The following is a 19,129-nucleotide window of genomic DNA, read 5'->3' as shown; positions in this document are numbered from 1 at the left end:
ATTATAATTCCTCCTCAGATACTAATCCAGCAGCTTTTGCTAGGGCAATCACACGTTGGGCACGTTCTACAATTGGTTTGTCAATCATCTTACCGTTTAAAGCAATAACACCTGATTTTTTAGCCTCTGCTTCTTGAATAGCCCAGATAACTTGCTTAGCATTTTCAATTTCTTTTTCTGTCGGAGCATAAATGCTGTTAACAATTGGGATTTGGCGTGGGTTGATGACTGATTTGCCATCAAAGCCTAGTTGTTTGATACGTTCTACTTCAGCTTTAAAGCCTTCTTCATTATTCACGTCAGAATAAACTGTATCAATGGCTGCAATTCCTGCGGCTCTAGCGGCATGTAGAATCATACTTCTAGCAAAGAATAACTCTTGTCCATCAGGGTAGCGTTTAGTTTTCATGTTGGTAACATAGTCTTCGGCACCTAGCGCAATCCCAATCAAACGATCAGAAGCTTTGGCGATTTCTCTAGCATTTAAGACACCCTCAGCCGATTCAATCGCAGCCATCATCTTAGTTGTTCCTAGAGGGATACCGTATTTTTCTTCTACTGCTGCAATTACAGCCTCAACGTCCACAATATCTTGTGCTGTTTCTGTCTTAGGCAAACGAATCACATTTGCCCCAGCAATCACTACGGCTTCAGCATCTTGCGCCCCAACAGTATCTAAACCATTGATACGCACAACTGTTTCTACATTAGAGTAATCAAACGTTTTCAAAGCAAAATGAACTAGTAAGCGTGCTGTATCCTTTTCCTTTAATGAAACGGAATCTTCCAAATCAAACATGACTGAATCAGCACCATAAATGGTCGCATCTCTTAACATAGCTGCATTAGCACCAGGGACAAACATCATTGTTCTTCTTAAGCGTTCCATGTGTCAATCTCCTTCCAATCAAATTCACTCTTGCCAGCTGCACGATAAACGGCTGCGATGGTACGAGCTTGAACTGTACAATCAAGAGCTCCCTTATCGACTGCAGTAATAATGGCTTGATCTACTTTAAGAGCTTCTACTGTTTCTTTAATTACCTTACGAATTTGGTTGCCGAACTGTTTTTCTACACTACTTTCAAGAGTGATATCGAGATTGTGATTAGGATTTGGTTCAATAGTTACCATAATATCACTTGATTCGACAGTTCCGGCAACAGCTGTTGTCAAAATTTCCACTTCTTTCACCTCATAACTAAATTTTTGTTTTGTAAAACGGTATCATTTTCCAATCGATGAATGGGGAGTCGTTTTGTGACGCTCCCCTTTTCTTTACTTACCTTTATGGGCTGGAAAAATTTTTAATAAAGCCTGTGATGCTAGATAGAGAATGAATAACACTAGGAAAATACCGCCCATTCCAAACCCCATCAAATACATTGCTGTCCAAAAATGTTCTACATTAAACGACATATGTCCACCTCTTTTCTCTCATTTTGATTTCTATTGGATGTTATTTATGTTGAATTAGCTAAAGAATGCTAGCAATAAACCACCTGCGATAACAGATGCAATTTGTCCTGACACGTTGGCACCAACTGCATACATTAATACGAAGTTTTGAGGGTCTTCTTCTGTCGCCATTTTTTGAATAACACGGCTTGACATAGGAAATGCTGAGATACCTGCTGCTCCAATCATTGGGTTAATCTTTTCTTTACGGAAGAGATTTAATAATTTGGCAAACAATACTCCACCCACCGAATCCATGACAAAAGCTACTAAACCAAACAAGATAATCATTAGAGTTTGTGTATTTAAGAATAGACTAGCCTGCATTTTAACAGAAATGGTTAACCCTAATAGAATACTTACAATATTAACCAATTCATTTTGTGCCGTATTTGATAAACGGTCTAAAACGCCACACTCTCTTAGGAGGTTACCAAACATTAGGAAGCCAACCAAAGGTAAGGAAATTGGTGCGATAAAACCAGCTACAATAGTAATAATAATTGGGAATAAGATCTTAGTTAGCTTTGAAACATCTTCAGCTTTGTAAGTCATACGGATTCTACGTTCCGCTTTAGTCGTTACCGCTTTGATAGCAATTGGTTGAATAATCGGCACAAGTGCCATATAAGAATAAGCAGCAACCGTAATCGGTCCAAGCAAGTTTGGTGCTAGTTGATTTGAAACAAAGATTGAAGTAGGGCCATCAGCTGCACCAATGATACCAATAGAAGCCGCTTCTTTAATATCGAATCCAAAGATAACCGCTACTACGATGGTAAAGAAGATACCAAATTGTGCTGCTGCACCAAAGAGTAACATGAAAGGATTTTGCAATAGCGGACCAAAGTCAATCATTGCTCCAATCCCAATAAAGATTAGTAGTGGGAATAACTCAGTTCCAATACCGAAATTGAATAAGACATCGAAAACACCTTCCTGTTCCACGCCGTTAACCACTTGCGTTAACACTCCAGTACCTGGAAAGTTTACTAATAATGTTCCTAAACCCATCGGTACTAATAAGGTTGGTTCATACTCTTTCTTTATTCCTAAATACATTAATATAAAACCGACTACCATCATGATAATTTGTCCTGGGGTAATCGACACAATCCCTTGAATCAGAGTCTCCATATACTCACTTCCTTCTACAGTAATAGTTTTTTTAGCCTAATGTAATTAAGGCGTCACCAGCATTTACAACAGTACCTGGGGTTACGTGAATCGCCTGAACAGTTCCTGAGTGACCAGCAACAACTTCATTTTCCATCTTCATAGCTTCTAAGATCATTAATGGTTGGTTTTCTTTCACTGTATCACCAACGTTAACCAAGATTTTTAAGATTGTTCCTGGCATTGGTGATTTCATTGCATCCGCTCCTGCAGGTACATTTGGAGCCGGTGCTGGTGCTGCCGGAGCCGCTGGTGCTTCTTGAACTGGTGCTGGCGCTGCTACTGGAGCCGGTGCTACTGGAGCTGGTGCTTGTGGCACACCACCGATTTCTTCCATTTCTACTAAATATTCTTTCCCATCAATCTTAATATTGAACTTACGTAACATTCTCTTTTCCTCCTATTTTTTAATGGATATTTTTTTGACCTTAAAATGGCTATCGCTTGCAAGTTCTCCTGCCAGACTTGCAGCTACTATAGAAACTAGTGTAGCTTCAGGATTTTTCTGTTTAATACTCTTGATGACAAAGGTCGACTTTGGATTATCTCCTGACGCTATGGCTGTTGCAATCTGGCTGACTAATAAATGGTCTTCTGGATTGGCTTCAATAAATGCTGGAATCGCTCGCCATTGATTTTCTTCGTCTATTTCTTTTGTGACTAATGCTTGTTCTTGAATCTGTTGACGACTATCTTCTTTTTCTTTGTTCCCAAACAATCTTTTGAAGAAACTCATTTTCTATCTCCTTTCTCTAATCTCTGATTCCTATACTCCTATTTTAGCGAAAACTAGTAGGAAAGGTATAGAGATATATTGCACTTCCAGTGTTCTTTTAATGTCTCTATTGTTTTTTGCTCATAATCTGATTTTTTTGCGTTTTTTATAGAAGTTCTTATCGTTTTTGGTTTAAAAGTGTTTTTTCTATGTTCTTTTTAGAAAAGCCTCTTTCATTATGACAACTTTTTTATTATTCTATGTACATAACGTTAAACATGTTTAGGTTTGAAAAATGCTTTCGGTTTTATTTTTTTGCAAGACAGTGGCAACGGTTTCAGATAACGGTTTCTGTCATCATACTTTTTACAATTTTAAATCTTAGGAGGAAAACAAATGTTACTAACTGTATTAGCATACGGGATGATTATCGTCTTTATGTATGTCATCATGAAAAAGAAAATGTCACCATTTACTGCCTTAGTTATTATTCCTTTAATCTTCGCAATGATCGCGGTCATCGCTGGCGTAGCCAACGAAGGGACCATTGGTGATTTCGTATTAAATGGGGTGGCCACGACCTCTAAAACAGGAATCATGCTTTTATTCGCCATTCTTTACTTCTCTATTATGCTTGATGCCGGATTATTCGATCCAGTTACCAAAAGAATGATCTACTTTGCAAAAGGCGATCCTTTAAAAGTTTTAATCGCTACAGCTGTTGTAGCAGCTGCTGTTTCACTTAATGGTGATGGAACAACAACCACTTTAATCTGCTGTTCTGCATTTATTCCAATTTATAAAAAACTAAACATGCGGATGATGAACCTTGGGGTATTGATTATCCTACAAAACACTATCATGAACTTGCTACCATGGGGCGGACCTACAGCTCGTGCCATGTCCGTTCTAAACGTTGAAGCCGATATCTTATCTTACTTGATGCCAGGTATGGTACTTTCTGTTCTATATGTTATCTTCTACGTTGCCGTTCGTATGGGTAAACAAGAACGCAAACGTTTAGGCGTTATTGAATTGTCTGATCAAGAATTAGAAGAATTAACAAAAATTGACGATCCTGAAACTTTAGAAATCCGTCGCCCTCAAAACTTTATCTTCAACGCTGTTCTTACAATTGGTCTAATTGCTTGGTTAGTTTCTGGTTCATTCATTAAAGCTATCTCAGTTCCACCACTACTATTGTTCTTAGTGGGTACCTGTATTGCCTTAATGGTTAACTACCCTAAACTAAAAGACCAATCAGCTCGTATTGCTGCAAATGCTGGAGATGCAGTTCAAGTCGTTATCTTAGTATTTGCTGCTGGAGTATTCATGGGATTATTCCAAGACTCTGGTATGGCAGTCGCTTTAGCTAACAGCTTTGTTGATTTAATTCCTAAACAATTAGCTGGATTCTGGGGACTAATCATTGCCTTCATCTCTGCACCTGGTACATTCTTCATCTCTAACGATGGCTTCTACTTCGGTGTTTTACCAGTCCTTGCAGAAGCTGGTTCAGCTTATGGATTCACTAACATGCAAATGGCTCTAGCTTCCCTAATGGGTCAAGCATTCCACTTACTAAGCCCATTAGTTGCCTTCATCTACCTATTGCTTCGTCTAACTGGTTTAGATATGGGTGAGTGGCAAAAAGAATCTGCTAAATATGCCTTAGGAATCTTTGTTATCTTCGTTGTAACCATTGTCCTATTCGGTCATTTACCATTCTACCTACCTCAATAATCTAAAATATATCTACCACCAAACGTGTATAGTTCTAAGCCTTATCGTTTGGTGGTTTTTCTTTGCTATTTTTCAAGTGTAGGTTAGATAAATGTCCATTATGAATAAAGGTTTATATGTAAAGCACCACAGAGCCTGCCGAAACCAGACTCATAAAGCAAAAAAAGAAAACACTTACATTTTAAGAAAAATAGTGTATAATTAGCTTATATAAAAAATTAACAAGTAAAGAAAGGTTGATGATTATGGCTACAATTGAACGTTTTTCTACTGATAGTATTCGTAAAAGCAACCCAAAGTTGTCACCACTAAAGACAACTATTGAAACTGCCTTTTACACCAACAATGTCACTGAGATCACTAGTCTACGTGACGCCTATGAAAAAGCATTGGTGGCTGCCAACACTATTCCACTTGACCTACCAGTTGCTCACGCAAGCGAATTAGGTCTTCCAGACGATGCAAAAGTTCTCCTAACCAATGACGGAGCCATCGTTGGACGAACAGCAAAAGCAAGACGAATCTATGGTGAAAACCCAGCAGAAGACGACAAATTGCTGCCGATTATTCGTGAAGCTATCTATCAAGCTTCTTTCTTCCCATTTTATAAAGCTACTGCAGTTGTTGGTTTGGATGAAGACTTTATGGTCAGAGCCCACATTACCATGCCAGAGCACGAAATCAACAACTTATACTCTTGGCTACTGAACTTCCAAATGTTAAATGAAGAGTATGCAGAACGTCTAAAAAATTCCAAAGAATATGATGAAAATGATATCTATCTCTTCTTTGACCCAACTTGGAGTCACCCCGATTACCCGCATGGGCTAGCTTATTTTGATACAGAACATAATGTCGCTTGCGTTTTAGGAATGAACTACTTTGGTGAAATTAAAAAAGGTACCTTGACCTTAGCTTGGGGAATTGCTGCTAGAAATCATTATGTTTCATGTCACGGTGGACTAAAGAGCTTCAAAACAGCCGACGACAATTATGTAGCATCCTTCTTCGGTCTTTCCGGATCTGGTAAATCAACCCTAACCCATGCCAAACATAATCAAAAATATGATATTCAAGTGCTTCACGATGATGCCTTCGTTATTTCTACACAAGACGGCTCCTCTGTTGCCTTAGAACCAGCATATTTTGATAAAACCAATGACTACCCTGCAGGACATCCTGAACAAGATTACTTTGTCACCGTTCAAAACTGTGGCTTAACCCTCAATCAAGAAGGCAAACGAACTTTGGTAACTGAAGATATCCGTAACGGAAATGGACGCACCGTCAAATCTCGTTACTCCACACCAAATCGCGTTGACAAAATCTCTCACCCAATCCAATCCATTTTTTGGATTATGAAAGATGATGCTTTACCACCACTAGTCAAAGTAACCGATCCAGTCCTTGCTTCTACCATGGGCTGTACCTTAATGACCAAACGGACCAATGCTGAAAATGCTGCTGGACCAGTCGATATTCTAGTTATCGAGCCTTATGCCAACCCATTCCGTGTTTACCCACTGGTAGATGACTATAAAAAATTCGAAACCTTATTTGAGTCTGGGGTTGACTGTTATATTATCAATACTGGTTTCTACCTAGGTAAGAAAGTTACCCCTGCAGCTTCTCTATCTTCCATTGAAGCTGTCGTTGACCGCACTGCTGAGTTTAAACCATTTGGCCCGGTTAAGGGGTTTGACTACCTTGAAGTTGATGGATATGACGTACCGGAATTTGATGCAAAATATGTAGGACTAATTCGTGACCGCCTACAAGCCCGTCTGGATTATTTGGTCAAATTTAACCAAGACCATGAGAGCCATCCATTACCTACTGAAGCGATTGACAACTTGAAGACTGTTATCAGTCATTTAAATTAATAAAAAGTTTGTAAAAGTAATCTCTAGATATGGTTGTTCTCACAATTTATGACAGAAATTAGGTAATGTATCTACCCGTGTCTCCAGCCTATCTGTCAAAAATCAAATGGTAGCATTGATCTGAGCTAAGGTCTCAGACTTCTAGTCATCCGTAATCCGGTAAAAACGCCGTGTAACGGCTGTACGCTAGCTATGCCTTACACCGTGATTTTTGACAGATAGGCTGGAGTTTCTTCTATCCTTGAAAAAATCTATTCCTAATAAGATAGTTCTGTCCTAATCCAAAAAAATAAAAATAGCATAATCGAATGATAATACATTTTTCACAAAATATTGGATTTTTCTTAGCTTTTGCTATATGATACTTTAAAATGATTGTACTTATGGGAGGCAATATGAGTTCACTTATTATTGAGGCCGTAAAAAAGAATCTTGATATTTCACAAAATGTCCCTTTAAAAATATCTGTCTATGAAGCGTTCAAAAAAACAATTGTCTTAGGCGATATACCAGCCGGACAACGTATCAATGAAAAGGAATTTTCTGATGTTTTAAATATCAGCCGTACGCCTATTCGCTTCGCTTTAAAAGAATTAGAAAAAGAAAAATTAGTTGACCATCTGCCAAGAATTGGTGTCGTTGTCAAAGGCATCAGCCGAAAAGATGCTGTTGAGATTTTTGAAATCAGGAAATCTCTAGATACCCTAGCTACTATACAAGCTATGGAAAAAATGACCGATGAGGACTTCCACGAAATGGATTTGCTGTTACAGCGAGGAGAAGAAGACAGCAGACATGACCGAATAGACGAAGTATTACAAAATTTTACTGATTTTAATGCCTTTATCTATCAAAAAAGCCAAATGGTCAGATTAGCTGCCATTGTAACCCAACTCCAAGCTTACTTACTCTATTTTAGAGATATTTCTATTCGTTCGTCCAAAAGACGTCAGATTGCTCTAGATGAACACCGGCTCATTTACCGTGGTATGAAAAACAAAAATATTGAGCAGATTACGCTTATCACACATGAGCACTTGGATCGCTCCTTGATCTTTATCCTTTCTGAAATGGAGCGTCGTCAGATTGACTAATAAGAGAAAACAAATTCATTCACTTAAGCAAATTGCCCCTTTAGCAACTAGTGCTCTTTTTTATGAAGCAGCCCTCAGCCCCAAACCAGGCTTGGTTGATCGCTTAACAAATGGCGCCCATAAAGATATGACTTTTTTTACCTTTATTGACAGTGCTGTGGCCCTTTCTCCTTTTTTTGAAGCCTATCTATCCTATGGCTATAAGGAAAAAGAAGGTTTAGATGAATTGTTTGCTCATCTAAGGCAAGAAGGTAAGAAAGCAGAAATTGCCATGCTGGAGGCGACGGATGGTATCAACACCCATAAAGGTGCTAATTTTTCATTTGCTGTTTTACTAGGGGCTTGTGGTTACTACTTGCAGGATAAGAAAAAACTGGCCTTTTCTGAAGTAGATAGTGCCGCTATCTGTGCTTTGGCTGGCGAAATGACTGTGAGTTTGATAGAGCAGGATTTTGCTAGTTTGAGCCATAAGAAGGAACTCTCGTATGGTGAAAAACTTTATCTGACGCATGGTATTACTGGTATCCGTGGTGAAGCCGGTCAAGGCTACCCTAATCTAACTGACCTTTTGCTTCCTTATCTAAGAGAAAACTTATGGAGCGACCTACCTTTAGGCCATGAGCGTAATCAACTGGTTCTATTGCGGGCTCTCTTGTTGTTAATGAGTCAGGTAGAAGATGGCAATATCATTCATCGAGGTGGTATTGAGGCTTGGCAAACGATAAAAAAAGAGACTGGTGAAATTCATGAGCAGCTCCTATCAGACCAAGATTTACTGAATTATTTAACTACTTATGACCAACTATTAATCCAACGGCATTTAAGCCCTGGAGGCGCAGCTGACCTACTGTCGCTAGGAATATTCTTTATCCTATTAGAAAATTGTTACCTTCAACTAGAAGCCTAATCACAAAAAGTCTAGCTACTTCATAACGTCGAAGTAGCTAGACTTTTTTAATACCTTATCTGTAGAGTATGAGTAGACTAAAAGTTCTTCTAATAATAAAATAATAGAGTTTTCGAGAGATTTCTGGGGAACTATTTTATGATTTAGAATGCTTTTAGTTTATTACAAACTTTTTGCCTATAATCTTAACAGCAAACTATACCCTTATATCTGATTCATTGTTTTTACCCAACCTTTAATCATCCGCTTGAATCTTAAAGGTATACTTGTGTCCTTGAGTCATACTGTGGTAGAAACCATCTCCTTCATATAGTTGGAAGACTTGTACTTCTTGAATATCACTTTCGTTTGGGTAGACATGTTGAACGTATTCGTTACCTACCAAAACTTCTTCCAAGCGTTCACGTCCAATTTTACGTACCTTGCCCTCAATACGGATAACTTGAATCAAATAGCCTTCTTGGGTCATCATCGTAATAGCAATATTTGGATTTCCCATCATCTGTGCGTAAAATTTTGTTTTAGGGCTAGTCATGAAAAAGATACCCTTATCGTTTGCAACCCCTACATGTGCATGTCTCGCATGTGGTTTTCCTTCAGCATCAACCGTTGCGAAGACCGCAACCCCCATCTCTTCTAATATTTGTAAAATGTCATTGGTTTCCATCATCACCACTCCCATCTTGTTTACGTTCATTATATCACAACAGCTTTACGAAGCAGTATAATTACCTAAAATTGGTCTCGTTTCTTACGCAATTTAGTAAACTCTTCAACTGACTTAGCCCTCATAAAAAGGTTAATCTTTTTTTCTAGCCCAATTGTTGATGGTAAGCTAGCTAGTCCATCTTCTCTTTGCTGGTTCACTCTTTTATAGACGTCAGCAATCTCCCGATTATCTGGCTCTATCTCCATAGCAAACGCAAGGTTGGTTAACGTATATTCATGCCCTGCATAAACCAAAATCTGATCACCAAGGCTGTTAAAGACTTGCAAAGCCTCAAATTGTGCTTGAAAATCTCCAGTAAATACACGACCACAGCCAGCAGAAAATAAGGCGTCTCCACAAAATAGTTTATCATCTACCAAGTAAGAGATATGTTCTTTCGTATGCCCTGCTGTTTTGAAGACCTCAACTTGATAGCCAAACAAGTCAAAACTATCGCCATCTTTCACAACCTTATCTACCAAACCGCTGACTTCACTAGGCCCAATCACCTGACAATTTGGGTAATGCTCAAGCATTTGTGCTAAACCACCAATATGGTCATTATGCTCGTGAGTAAGCAAAATAACGCTTGGGCTTAGTTGATTATTCCTTAAAAAGTCTAGAACAGGTTCTGCTTGCCCTGGGTCAACTATAGCAAGTTGCTCTCCTTCTTGTATCACCCAAATATAATTATCCTTAAATGCCTTTAATCCAATCACTTGCATGGGTACACCTCCATTATTTCTTAAATCTTAATTTTTCATTTCTTTGCCTTTCTTTTGGTACTCTAAACGCAATCGTTCACTTTCTTCGGACAATTCTGGATTTAATTTGATATTTCCCGTTTTCTTTGGCAATAGTTTGTCTACAGGGTTCATGGCTGCCAAATCAACTTGAGGTAACTCAAAGTTTGATAACCCCAAGCTCTCTACTTGCTTTTTAAAGTTGTCCGCCCAAACTTCATAACGAGTATCAAATAATAATCGAGCAATTCTTATCATCATTTCACGTTTATTATCATCCAATTGGCGACTTTCATTTAATACGGCTTGGAGGGTTTTAAAGATATCTGCAGATACATCTCCTAAGGTTTTAACACCAGTTTGAAACAATAATCCAAAGAAGATGTCAAAAAATTCTTTTAACTCTTCATCACTTAAGGAATACATCCAAGTTGTTAAGGTCTTGTCAATCTCTGCACTACTCTTAGTCGTCTCTGGCAATTCGACAAACTTATTATCCTTGATCTGCCAAGTAAAACTATTGTGTTGAATCAAGCCCAGAGCATTACTTTTTACGACAGTTGCAACCACATCGCTTTCTAACATTTTTCCCACAACTGAGTCTTGAGGAATGAAGGCATGGATTTTATCTCGGATTGCTTGATAGCCTCGGCTTTGAACAAGAGTTTTGTTAGTTCCTGGACCATCAAAACTAAAGACAGCTTGAAGTTGCTTTTGAACTTGTCGCTTGGCAGTAGCAGCCGCATAGACAGCCAAATTACCACCTTTGGAATGCCCAGTAATAATAAATGGTTCCTGACCAACATCAACTAACTTTTGTAAGTATTCTTTTGCTGACTCTTGTGAAGGAATCTTTTTCAGGTAGGTCATTTGAAAATCTTCCTTCCAACCAATTAGCGTATCATCCGTGCCACGAAAAGCCAGAATTACCCCATCAGGAAGTCCACCATACATTATGGCAGAAAATTGCTTTTGAATTTCTAAATCGATTTCATTAACATAACCATACATATAAATACTTTCATACCGCTTAACTTGACCAGCTTCACTGAGAAGTGTCACTCTATTTTTGGTATTTAATACCCAGTTATTTTTCAGTCGTTCATCCTTAACGGTCATATACAGATCAGCCGCTTCTTTTAATGTTCGTCCCTGACGTTGGTCCAAACTGTTAGATATGATATCTTCAAATTCTAGATACCCAATCTCGGTCAAAATTAAAATATCTATTGCGTTTAGTGGCATCTGGTCAAATGTCACATTTGCATATTGCTTTACATACTGAATCGTATTTGACATAAGCTCTCTCCTCACACCTTGTCTTTGTCTACTGATTAAACTTATTATATCATGTTTGTTGCCAAAGTTTGATATACTAAGGGTGACATACACCAGTAAGAATGTTTAAACATCAGTCATACACACTAAATAGGAGGTACCCCACATGAATGTCTTTAACTATTCTGTTCCAAATGTTTCAAACCAAGAAGTCTCCTTATCTACCTATAAGGATAAAGTATTATTGATTGTGAATACAGCTAGTGGCTGTGGTTTAGCGCCACAATTCCAAGGATTAGAAGAGCTTTATCAAACATTTAAGGAGGAAGGTTTTGTGGTCTTAGGTTTCCCTTGCAATCAATTTGCTGGTCAAGAACCTCTGTCAGCCCAAGAAGCATCTACATCTTGTCAATTGACTTATGGCGTATCCTTCCCAACTTTTGGGAAAATCAAAGTTAATGGCTCTGAAACCCACCCCCTCTATCAGTTTCTAAAAGAATCTAGTGGCAACTTTTTGGCACGTCCTATCAAATGGAATTTCACTAAATTTTTAGTAGGTCGAAATGGCCAAGTCATCGAACGCTTTGGCCCGACCGTTGAGCCAAAAGACATAGCACCAGCCATTTCAAAGGCCTTACATCAAAGAAGTACTGCTAATGATAAAGGAGCTTCTTGATGGATTTAGAATATTTAACAAAAGGAAAAGCCTTAACAACTACTGAAAGCGACCTTCTACTTTACCTAGCAAGCCATGTTGATCAACTAGAAGGCATGTCCCTAAGGCAAATCGCTCAATCTCAATATACATCACCCGCCACCCTCGTTCGACTAGCGCAAAAATTAAATTTTTCAGGCTATTTAGAGTTGTTTTACTTTTTAAAGAGTCATCACGGGACACTTGCCCTAACTAATCAGAAACCCTTCAACCTTGATATAGGGGCTTATCAAGATGCCATTGAACAAATAAAGCAAATATATAGCAAAGACCCACGTCAATACATCACCATTTATGCCAATGGGTTTTCTGGAATTATCGGAGAGTACCTGCATAAAAAATTACTGGTCAACGGGGTTAGGTCTTTGTTTGTCAATGCGACCGACTCATCAGGCATCATCACCAATAATACCGACAATATGAGCATGCTCATCTGTATTTCCAAATCTGGGGAAACTGAAAAAGTTATCGAAAAAATGCGTTTTGTAAATACTTTTAATATTCCAACGGTACTCTTCACTGGCAATCTCAATTCGAGTGCCGCAAAATTAGCAAGCATTACGTTACAACTTCAAGACGATTCTCCAACTGACAGTCAAAATCGTCACCAAAACCACTTTTTCGCCAACTTAATTCTTTTGCTAGAACTGGTGGTTCATCAGCTGACGAAAACTTAAGGGTATTATCTATACTCCGCTAAAATAAAAGAACACTGTGACATCTCTCTATTATCAAGGGATTACACAGTGTTTATTGTTTTGTAAGTGTTAAACTTATCGTTCAGAAACAGAGCATAGGTAAAAATGCCGTAAAGTGTAACTTCTATTTCTAAATCACAAAAGAATTTCCGATAGATACTCTGGGGACTCAAACCGTTAGGAAAAGTATTTTTCCGACAACTCTTGATAAGCTTCAGCTTCCCTAGGTTGTGGCTCAATCTTTTCCTGATGAGGAGTTATTTGTTGTAAATTTGGTGCCTCTAGTAAATAGTAAAGTCCAAAAATCGGCTCATTTTGTTCAGACAAATAACAGGGACAATCAATGACATTGGCTAGAAGTTGGCTCATTCCCGGAATTTGAAAGAACCCTCCACTCATCGAGACTGTCTCTTTAATACCTAATAGGTCAACCAACTGCTTAATATTTAAGAGCATCCCTTCAACCACACTTTTAATGATATCCTGTCTACTCGTCTTGATGGTCAACTGTTGAAAACTAGCACTAAGATTCTGTTGCCAATAAGGTGCCCTTTCTCCATTTAAAAATGGTTTAAAGACAAGTCCATGACTGCCAATTGGCGTTTCTGCTAAAACAGTAGGAAGAATGTCATATAATTGTTGTCGGCTATCATACAGGATTCCGGCTAACCAATCCAAGGCAATGCCGCCATTATTGGAGGGCGCTCCAATCACATAGCAGTTTTCTGTCAAATAGTAAGAAAAATTTTGTCCACCCCAATCATAACGAGGCTCTGTCACAACTTTTCTAACGGCAGCACTGGTGCCAATCGTTAAACTACTAGCATTTCCGGTAAGATAATAACTAGCATATGCCGCCAAGCAGCCATCACTAGCTCCTGCATAAACCAATAAATCTAGTGGCAAGCCTATGTCTCTAGCTCGATCCTCACTAATCAGAAAACCTTGCTTAGAATCCACCAACTTTGACAAATGACTAGGATCAAGCTCCAGATACTCTAAAACTTGGGCAGACCAGTCTAAGCTTGCACTAGAAAATAAACCTGTCGCCGAAGCTGTTGCGTAATCAAGTACCGCTTGACCCGTTAAAAATTCCATAACCAGCTCTTTTATGCCAGACCAAGTAACACCTTGATAGACCTCCTTCTTCAAACTCTCTTTAAAATAAGCAATTTTTGCAAATGGTGACATGCTATGAATAGGTGTTCCTGTCTCAAGATAAAATGTTTCAGCCAACTCCTTAGTTTTAAACTCTTGAATTACCTTTGCAGCTTGTTGGTCTGACCATAAATAAATTAAAGGCTCCAATTGCTCATGGCGTAGTATAAGACTGTGCATAGCACAAGAAATCCCCATTTTCTTCAGCTGAGGCTTCATCTCTTTTGGAATATCCAGTAATAAATCCGTTAGTTTATCCAAAATCTCTTGTGGTAGCTGGTAGTGACGGTTCTCTTCATGGTAAGTAGTTAAACGTATCTGATTTTGGTAAATGATTTGATTGTCAGCAATAACCCCCAACTTTATGGCTGTTGTTCCTATATCAATTCCTAAAAATAAATGGTTCATTCGGCACCTCTCCACCTGACAACGTCATGGAATTTTATTAAATCGTATATCTAATTCTATCATTATTAAAACCATATTTGACCTTTAAGACATATTTTTATCGTTTTTCACTAAAAAGACTTATCCACAAAACTAAACCTATCTCCACTCCTATAAGAGCTAGGATAATTTGAATTGATCATCTAAACAAAAAAGTTCCTTGCTAATGTTTGTCAGGAATCAAAATGGTAGCGGGGCTGGACAAAAAGTCCATAATGACTGATATCTATTTTTTAAAGAACAAAAGAGTTTTGCAAAAAAGGTTATCAGAAATGAGAACGGTGGCACCGCCGTGAGCCAAGGTCTCACTGGCTTAGCTGTCTACGTGGATATAATCGGCGAAAGCGCCAAACATTCACTGTACGCCAGCTATGCTTTACACCGTTATTTCTGATAACCTTTTTTGCAAAACTCTTTTGTTTAAATAATAGCATGGACTTTTTGCCCAGCTCCGCCACCGTTCCCATTTTTTATAGATTTCTGCAGAACTATTTTATGCTTTAGAATGAATTTTATTACAGACTTTTTAGCCTACTTTAACTTAGGTCTGGCCAAAAATCGCCATTGACTTCAATCAAGTCATCCAATAATTCTTTGGCAACTTGTGCACTAGGCACTGTTTTAGATAAGGTTAAGGCTTGCCACATTTTTTGGTAGCTACCTTCAACATAAGCTTGGACAACTAATTTTTCAACCGTCACTTGTTGGAACATCAACGCTTGTTGAAAGGCAGGGATTTTTCCTTGCGTTAAAGGCTCTGGTCCATCCGTCCCTACAATACAGGGCACTTCAACCATAGCATCATCTGGGAAATTAGCAATTGCACCATTATTTTCAACAATCATCACCATGCGTTCATGTGTATTAAAGGCAATAGCTCTAGCCAAATCAACAATAAAACTAGCATGGGCATCGATTTCAAAGGCGGATTCCTTCGCAGACCCTGCTTGAATAATACTTCTTGCTTGATCAAAGACATACTTTTCTCTACCATCCATGACTTCATTAGCACGAGTGTAGTCTGGACTATCTTTCATCTCGTCGAAGACATAATCCGGGTAAAAATAGTATTTTAAATAGGTGTTTGGCAAATATTGTGGGTCAACTGCCAACAAGTCCTTAGCTTTACGGTGTGTCGCTTGCCATGAAGGATCAGTGTGCTGCGTATCCACTTCAACCTGCGTCAAATAACCGTTCTCTGCTACATAATCACGAATGGTATCAAGGTATTCGTTCCCTTCCTTATCCTTGACACTAGTCCACCAACCAAAATGGTTTAGACCAAAATAGCGAACTTCCAAGTCTTGAGGTGACTTGCCGATAATTTGTGACATTCTACGTAAAGTTCCTACTGGCATATCACAGATATTTAACACACGTGACTTAGGTCGTAAGACACGACAAGCTTCCGCAACAATGGCTGCTGGATTGGAGTAGTTAAGCATCCAACACTCTGGAGAGTACATCTCCATATAATCAATAATTTCCAACATACCAGTAATACTACGCATGCCATAAGCCATACCTCCAGGGCCACAGGTTTCTTGACCAAAAACTCCATGACGAAGTGGAACTTTTTCGTCCATCTCACGCATAGCATATTTGCCTTGGCGAATATGAGCCATACAAAAATCAACATCCGTAAAAGCTTCTTTTGGGTCACTAGTATACAAAAAGTTTATTTGAGGTGCTTGTTCTTTTAAAAGAATTTCCAATGCTTGTCCAAGAACCCCTTGTCTTTCAGGGTCATTATCATATAGCTTCAAATTTTTTATTGGAAAACGATCCAAGTTGTCTAGCAGCATCATCACAATACCAGGTGTAAACGTGCTACCTCCTCCCGCAATGACTACATTAAAAGTTTGCATATTACTCCTCACTTTCTGAATTTCGGCCTAAGTAGTTCTCAAGATTTTCTCTTACTTGACCGACTTCTAAGCCGTATACGACATGTACATTTTCACCATTTTGAATAATAGCTTTTGCACCTGTTTCATTCTTAAGCACGTCTTCCAATATCAAATCCGGTTGTTTAATTTTCAGACGTAACCGTGTATAACAATTATCAATAGTTAAAATATTATCCGCTCCACCTAAGCCTTTGACAATAGTTTCCCCAAGCTTAGTATCCTTACTGCCTTGTTCTGGGGATCCAGCGGCTTTCATCTGTTCGTATTCTTTTTTAGAATAGAGTTTTGTTTCTTTGTCACTATCTACCTCTCGCCCGATAGTTTGAAGGTTGAAATGAGTGATGATGAACTTAAAGATGAAGTAATAGATAAAGAAGAAGACAATCCCTACTCCAATATAGACTGGCCATCTTGTTTTTTCAACTCCTAATGGTAGATTGTACAATAGAAAGTCGATAAAACCATTTGGACCTATTGCTCTAGAACCTAAAACATTCAAGGCCACCATGCTTAATCCGCTCAAGGTTGCATGAAGTAAAAATAGCAAAGGCGCTACAAACATAAACGAAAACTCAATCGGTTCCGTTACACCAGCGATAAATGATGTGAAAACTGCTGGAATTAGAATAGCTTTAACTTTCATCTTATTCTCTGGTCTAGCCGTTTGGTACATAGCCAAACAAGCACCGATTAAGCCAAACATTTTAGAAATTCCACGCGCATCCCAGATAACGCTGTTCGATAGAATGTTTACAGCAGGGTCAGCAATTTCTGCAAAATAAATATTTCTCGCACCTTCAAATACTTGCCCACCAACTTCAGCTACACCGCCAAGAGACGTGTATAGGAAAGGCGTATAGACTAAGTGATGCAACCCAGTTGGAATCAATAGTCTTTCTAAGAACCCATAAAGGAAAACCCCAAAGTTTCCTGATTGTTGAATTACCAAGCCTAAAGCATCAATCCCATGTTGCACAATTGGCCAAACCATGGAAGATAGAATAGCTGATGCGACTAAGATTGGAATTAAGACAATAAAAACAAAACGAGCTCCACCATAAATTTGGAAAGCATTGTTAAAATTGGTGTCAATAAACCGATTATGCACGAGAGCTACAATGACTCCAAGAATAATTCCAAGAAAGACACCCATATCCAGAACCTGAACCCCCATCACCATGGTTTGTCCAGAGCCTCTTAAACTATCACTAGCCACAAGCATCCCTTGAATATCCAAAAACTTGTTCATAGCAAATAAAAATACCAAATAGCCTAATAATGCCGTAAAAGCCGCTTCAGCCTTCTTTTTTCTCGCCAAACCTAAAGCAATCCCCACACAGAAGATAACCCCTAAGTTAGTAAGTATCGGTAATAATGCTGCTGATAAAATACTCCCAAACCCCATGGTGAATGGATTATCTAAAAATGGAAATTGGGCAATCAGCCTTGGATTGGTAAAAATATTTCCGATAGCAATTAAGAGCCCAGCAATTGGTAAGATTAAAACCGGAACGAACATTGCTTTAGAAAACTTTTGCATCATATCCATTAATTTTGCTTTCATACATGTAACTCCTTTTTTTAATTGATAAAGCTAGTATAAAACTGAATGCCACTATTTGAAATAGAAAACGGTAACAATGAATTCTATTTCATCTTGTGGAACAGGTTTCAGAGCTGGTTGACTTGCTAAAGAAAAAGAATTTGTCTATACTACTCTGAGATAAATCAAAAAAAGTGCATTATTTTTTAAAATTTCTATTTTCATACACCTACCTACAAACACCGATATAATAAGCAAAACAGGATGTAAAGCAGCTCTTTCCCCTTACTTTTCGTGGACTGCAAGCACACCTATCTTGTTAATAGAGCCCCATCAGCCTATGATGAATACAGGTCAAGGAAAGGAAGAATACTTTGGAATTTGGAGATAAAATCAAAGAGGTCAGAACAAAAAATAATCTAACACAGGAAAAATTTGCAGTAAGTTTAAACGTCACAAGGCAAGCCGTATCCAATTGGGAAAATAATCGTAACCTCCCAGACTTGGAGATGTTAATCCTTATTTCTAGTATTTACCATATCACTCTTGACGAATTAATTTTAGGGGGTCCGGAAGTGAACAAGATGACAGAAAAACTAATTAAAGATGGTAGTGAAACAAGAAGAGCTAAATTTAACCTCATCACAAGCTCTATTGGCGCCTTTCTCCTATTTTTTGGAGCAACTCTACTCTTTATAAAATCAATTTCAGTAGAGTATATTGATGCGGAAGGTTTCTTACACGAAAACTTCTTTTTAATTCCAATTGGAATGCTCTTCATTATCAGTGGCGGCTTAGTCATTCTAGCAGTTGCCATTAAGTCTCTAACAGAATTCTTTGCTCGTAAGAAAAAGTAAGAATTAATATGTAAAAAACTTCCCACTAAGCAATCAGGATATTTGTCCTGCTTACTTAGTGGGAAGTTATATTTTTTTTAATTTAATGGCTGAAC

At 38.3% G+C, this 19,129-nt stretch carries 19 protein-coding genes; 7 read left to right on the top strand and 12 right to left on the bottom strand.

Annotation, left to right across the window (positions count from 1 at the left end; translation table 11 throughout):
- Nucleotide 1 precedes the first annotated feature (1 nt).
- The 6 genes from citE to NPA36_RS07400 form a co-directional block, all read right to left on the bottom strand.
- Entirely contained in the window at nt 2-889 is an 888-nt protein-coding gene (gene citE, locus NPA36_RS07425; RefSeq protein ID WP_256945492.1) for a citrate (pro-3S)-lyase subunit beta, read from the bottom strand.
- Nucleotides 877-1,185, bottom strand: coding sequence for a citrate lyase acyl carrier protein (gene citD / locus NPA36_RS07420; RefSeq protein ID WP_256945491.1), 309 nt, complete (start codon nt 1,183-1,185; stop codon nt 877-879). Before citD ends, citE begins: the two co-directional genes overlap by 13 nt.
- A gap of 93 nt (nt 1,186-1,278) precedes the next feature.
- Nucleotides 1,279-1,419, bottom strand: a complete 141-nt coding sequence (locus NPA36_RS07415; protein WP_256945490.1) for an OadG-related small transporter subunit — start codon at nt 1,417-1,419, stop codon at nt 1,279-1,281.
- A gap of 54 nt (nt 1,420-1,473) precedes the next feature.
- Nucleotides 1,474-2,595, bottom strand: a complete 1,122-nt coding sequence (locus NPA36_RS07410) for a sodium ion-translocating decarboxylase subunit beta (protein ID WP_256945489.1) — start codon at nt 2,593-2,595, stop codon at nt 1,474-1,476.
- 31 nt (nt 2,596-2,626) lie between these two features.
- Nucleotides 2,627-3,022: an acetyl-CoA carboxylase biotin carboxyl carrier protein subunit gene (locus NPA36_RS07405; protein ID WP_256945488.1), complete on the bottom strand. Its 396-nt coding sequence runs from the start codon at nt 3,020-3,022 to the stop codon at nt 2,627-2,629.
- Between the two features lie 12 nt (nt 3,023-3,034).
- Nucleotides 3,035-3,370: a hypothetical protein gene (locus tag NPA36_RS07400; protein ID WP_256945487.1), complete on the bottom strand. Its 336-nt coding sequence runs from the start codon at nt 3,368-3,370 to the stop codon at nt 3,035-3,037.
- 375 nt (nt 3,371-3,745) lie between these two features.
- On the opposite strand from NPA36_RS07400, the gene NPA36_RS07395 reads away from it, so the two are divergent.
- The 4 genes from NPA36_RS07395 to citG all read left to right on the top strand — a co-directional run bounded on the left by NPA36_RS07395 (nt 3,746) and on the right by citG (nt 8,976).
- Nucleotides 3,746-5,092, top strand: coding sequence for a CitMHS family transporter (locus NPA36_RS07395; protein WP_256945486.1), 1,347 nt, complete (start codon nt 3,746-3,748; stop codon nt 5,090-5,092).
- Between the two features lie 245 nt (nt 5,093-5,337).
- On the top strand, nt 5,338-6,975 hold the full coding sequence (locus NPA36_RS07390) for a phosphoenolpyruvate carboxykinase (ATP) (RefSeq protein WP_256945485.1): 1,638 nt from the start codon (nt 5,338-5,340) through the stop codon (nt 6,973-6,975).
- 395 nt (nt 6,976-7,370) lie between these two features.
- On the top strand, nt 7,371-8,069 hold the full coding sequence (locus NPA36_RS07385; RefSeq protein ID WP_256945484.1) for a GntR family transcriptional regulator: 699 nt from the start codon (nt 7,371-7,373) through the stop codon (nt 8,067-8,069).
- On the top strand, nt 8,062-8,976 hold the full coding sequence (gene citG, locus NPA36_RS07380; protein ID WP_256945483.1) for a triphosphoribosyl-dephospho-CoA synthase CitG: 915 nt from the start codon (nt 8,062-8,064) through the stop codon (nt 8,974-8,976). The genes NPA36_RS07385 and citG overlap by 8 nt, the downstream gene beginning before the upstream one ends.
- A gap of 235 nt (nt 8,977-9,211) precedes the next feature.
- Here the strand turns inward: citG and NPA36_RS07375 are convergent, their stop codons facing one another.
- From NPA36_RS07375 to NPA36_RS07365, 3 genes are all read right to left on the bottom strand, one after another.
- Nucleotides 9,212-9,643, bottom strand: coding sequence for a pyridoxamine 5'-phosphate oxidase family protein (locus tag NPA36_RS07375; protein WP_256945482.1), 432 nt, complete (start codon nt 9,641-9,643; stop codon nt 9,212-9,214).
- Between the two features lie 65 nt (nt 9,644-9,708).
- Nucleotides 9,709-10,410 (bottom strand): hydroxyacylglutathione hydrolase, encoded by a 702-nt coding sequence (gene gloB / locus NPA36_RS07370; protein ID WP_256945481.1) that lies wholly within the window; start codon nt 10,408-10,410, stop codon nt 9,709-9,711.
- A gap of 27 nt (nt 10,411-10,437) precedes the next feature.
- The gene (locus tag NPA36_RS07365) at nt 10,438-11,727 is read right to left on the bottom strand and encodes a DUF2974 domain-containing protein (RefSeq protein ID WP_256945480.1); all 1,290 of its coding nucleotides are present in this window, start codon (nt 11,725-11,727) and stop codon (nt 10,438-10,440) included.
- A 145-nt stretch (nt 11,728-11,872) separates the two neighbouring features.
- Here NPA36_RS07365 and NPA36_RS07360 point away from each other — a divergent pair, with 145 nt between their 5' ends.
- Together NPA36_RS07360 and NPA36_RS07355 are read left to right on the top strand one after the other, a co-directional pair.
- Nucleotides 11,873-12,382 (top strand): glutathione peroxidase, encoded by a 510-nt coding sequence (locus tag NPA36_RS07360; protein WP_256945479.1) that lies wholly within the window; start codon nt 11,873-11,875, stop codon nt 12,380-12,382.
- Nucleotides 12,382-13,098: a MurR/RpiR family transcriptional regulator gene (locus NPA36_RS07355; RefSeq protein ID WP_256945478.1), complete on the top strand. Its 717-nt coding sequence runs from the start codon at nt 12,382-12,384 to the stop codon at nt 13,096-13,098. Before NPA36_RS07360 ends, NPA36_RS07355 begins: the two co-directional genes overlap by 1 nt.
- Before the next feature lie 198 nt (nt 13,099-13,296).
- On the opposite strand, the gene NPA36_RS07350 is transcribed toward NPA36_RS07355, so the two are convergent.
- From NPA36_RS07350 to NPA36_RS07340, 3 genes are all read right to left on the bottom strand, one after another.
- The gene (locus tag NPA36_RS07350; protein ID WP_256945477.1) at nt 13,297-14,685 is read right to left on the bottom strand and encodes a gluconokinase; all 1,389 of its coding nucleotides are present in this window, start codon (nt 14,683-14,685) and stop codon (nt 13,297-13,299) included.
- Between the two features lie 575 nt (nt 14,686-15,260).
- Entirely contained in the window at nt 15,261-16,592 is a 1,332-nt protein-coding gene (locus tag NPA36_RS07345) for a 6-phospho-alpha-glucosidase (protein ID WP_256945476.1), read from the bottom strand.
- 1 nt (nt 16,593) lies between these two features.
- Nucleotides 16,594-18,198 (bottom strand): PTS transporter subunit EIIC, encoded by a 1,605-nt coding sequence (locus NPA36_RS07340; RefSeq protein ID WP_256945475.1) that lies wholly within the window; start codon nt 18,196-18,198, stop codon nt 16,594-16,596.
- Between the two features lie 353 nt (nt 18,199-18,551).
- Between NPA36_RS07340 and NPA36_RS07335 the strand changes: the two genes are divergently transcribed.
- Complete coding sequence (locus tag NPA36_RS07335) at nt 18,552-19,034, top strand: DUF3955 domain-containing protein (RefSeq protein ID WP_256945474.1); 483 nt, start codon at nt 18,552-18,554, stop codon at nt 19,032-19,034.
- Nucleotides 19,035-19,129 lie beyond the last annotated feature (95 nt).

The sequence above is a fragment of the Granulicatella seriolae genome (assembly GCF_024543085.1).
In the GTDB taxonomy this organism is placed as follows: domain Bacteria; phylum Bacillota; class Bacilli; order Lactobacillales; family Aerococcaceae; genus Granulicatella; species Granulicatella seriolae.
This window is presented reverse-complemented; position numbering and strand designations above follow the sequence as displayed.

Coding starts and splice junctions, on each gene's coding strand:
- NPA36_RS07340 (WP_256945475.1), bottom strand. CDS start 18,198: ATGAAAGCAAAATTAATGGATATGATGCAAAAGTTTTCTAAAGCAATG.
- NPA36_RS07390 (WP_256945485.1), top strand. CDS start 5,338: ATGGCTACAATTGAACGTTTTTCTACTGATAGTATTCGTAAAAGCAAC.
- NPA36_RS07365 (WP_256945480.1), bottom strand. CDS start 11,727: ATGTCAAATACGATTCAGTATGTAAAGCAATATGCAAATGTGACATTT.
- NPA36_RS07400 (WP_256945487.1), bottom strand. CDS start 3,370: ATGAGTTTCTTCAAAAGATTGTTTGGGAACAAAGAAAAAGAAGATAGT.
- citE (WP_256945492.1), bottom strand. CDS start 889: ATGGAACGCTTAAGAAGAACAATGATGTTTGTCCCTGGTGCTAATGCA.
- NPA36_RS07355 (WP_256945478.1), top strand. CDS start 12,382: ATGGATTTAGAATATTTAACAAAAGGAAAAGCCTTAACAACTACTGAA.
- NPA36_RS07350 (WP_256945477.1), bottom strand. CDS start 14,685: ATGAACCATTTATTTTTAGGAATTGATATAGGAACAACAGCCATAAAG.
- NPA36_RS07410 (WP_256945489.1), bottom strand. CDS start 2,595: ATGGAGACTCTGATTCAAGGGATTGTGTCGATTACCCCAGGACAAATT.
- NPA36_RS07415 (WP_256945490.1), bottom strand. CDS start 1,419: ATGTCGTTTAATGTAGAACATTTTTGGACAGCAATGTATTTGATGGGG.
- NPA36_RS07345 (WP_256945476.1), bottom strand. CDS start 16,592: ATGCAAACTTTTAATGTAGTCATTGCGGGAGGAGGTAGCACGTTTACA.
- NPA36_RS07360 (WP_256945479.1), top strand. CDS start 11,873: ATGAATGTCTTTAACTATTCTGTTCCAAATGTTTCAAACCAAGAAGTC.
- NPA36_RS07405 (WP_256945488.1), bottom strand. CDS start 3,022: ATGTTACGTAAGTTCAATATTAAGATTGATGGGAAAGAATATTTAGTA.
- NPA36_RS07385 (WP_256945484.1), top strand. CDS start 7,371: ATGAGTTCACTTATTATTGAGGCCGTAAAAAAGAATCTTGATATTTCA.
- NPA36_RS07375 (WP_256945482.1), bottom strand. CDS start 9,643: ATGGAAACCAATGACATTTTACAAATATTAGAAGAGATGGGGGTTGCG.
- NPA36_RS07395 (WP_256945486.1), top strand. CDS start 3,746: ATGTTACTAACTGTATTAGCATACGGGATGATTATCGTCTTTATGTAT.
- gloB (WP_256945481.1), bottom strand. CDS start 10,410: ATGCAAGTGATTGGATTAAAGGCATTTAAGGATAATTATATTTGGGTG.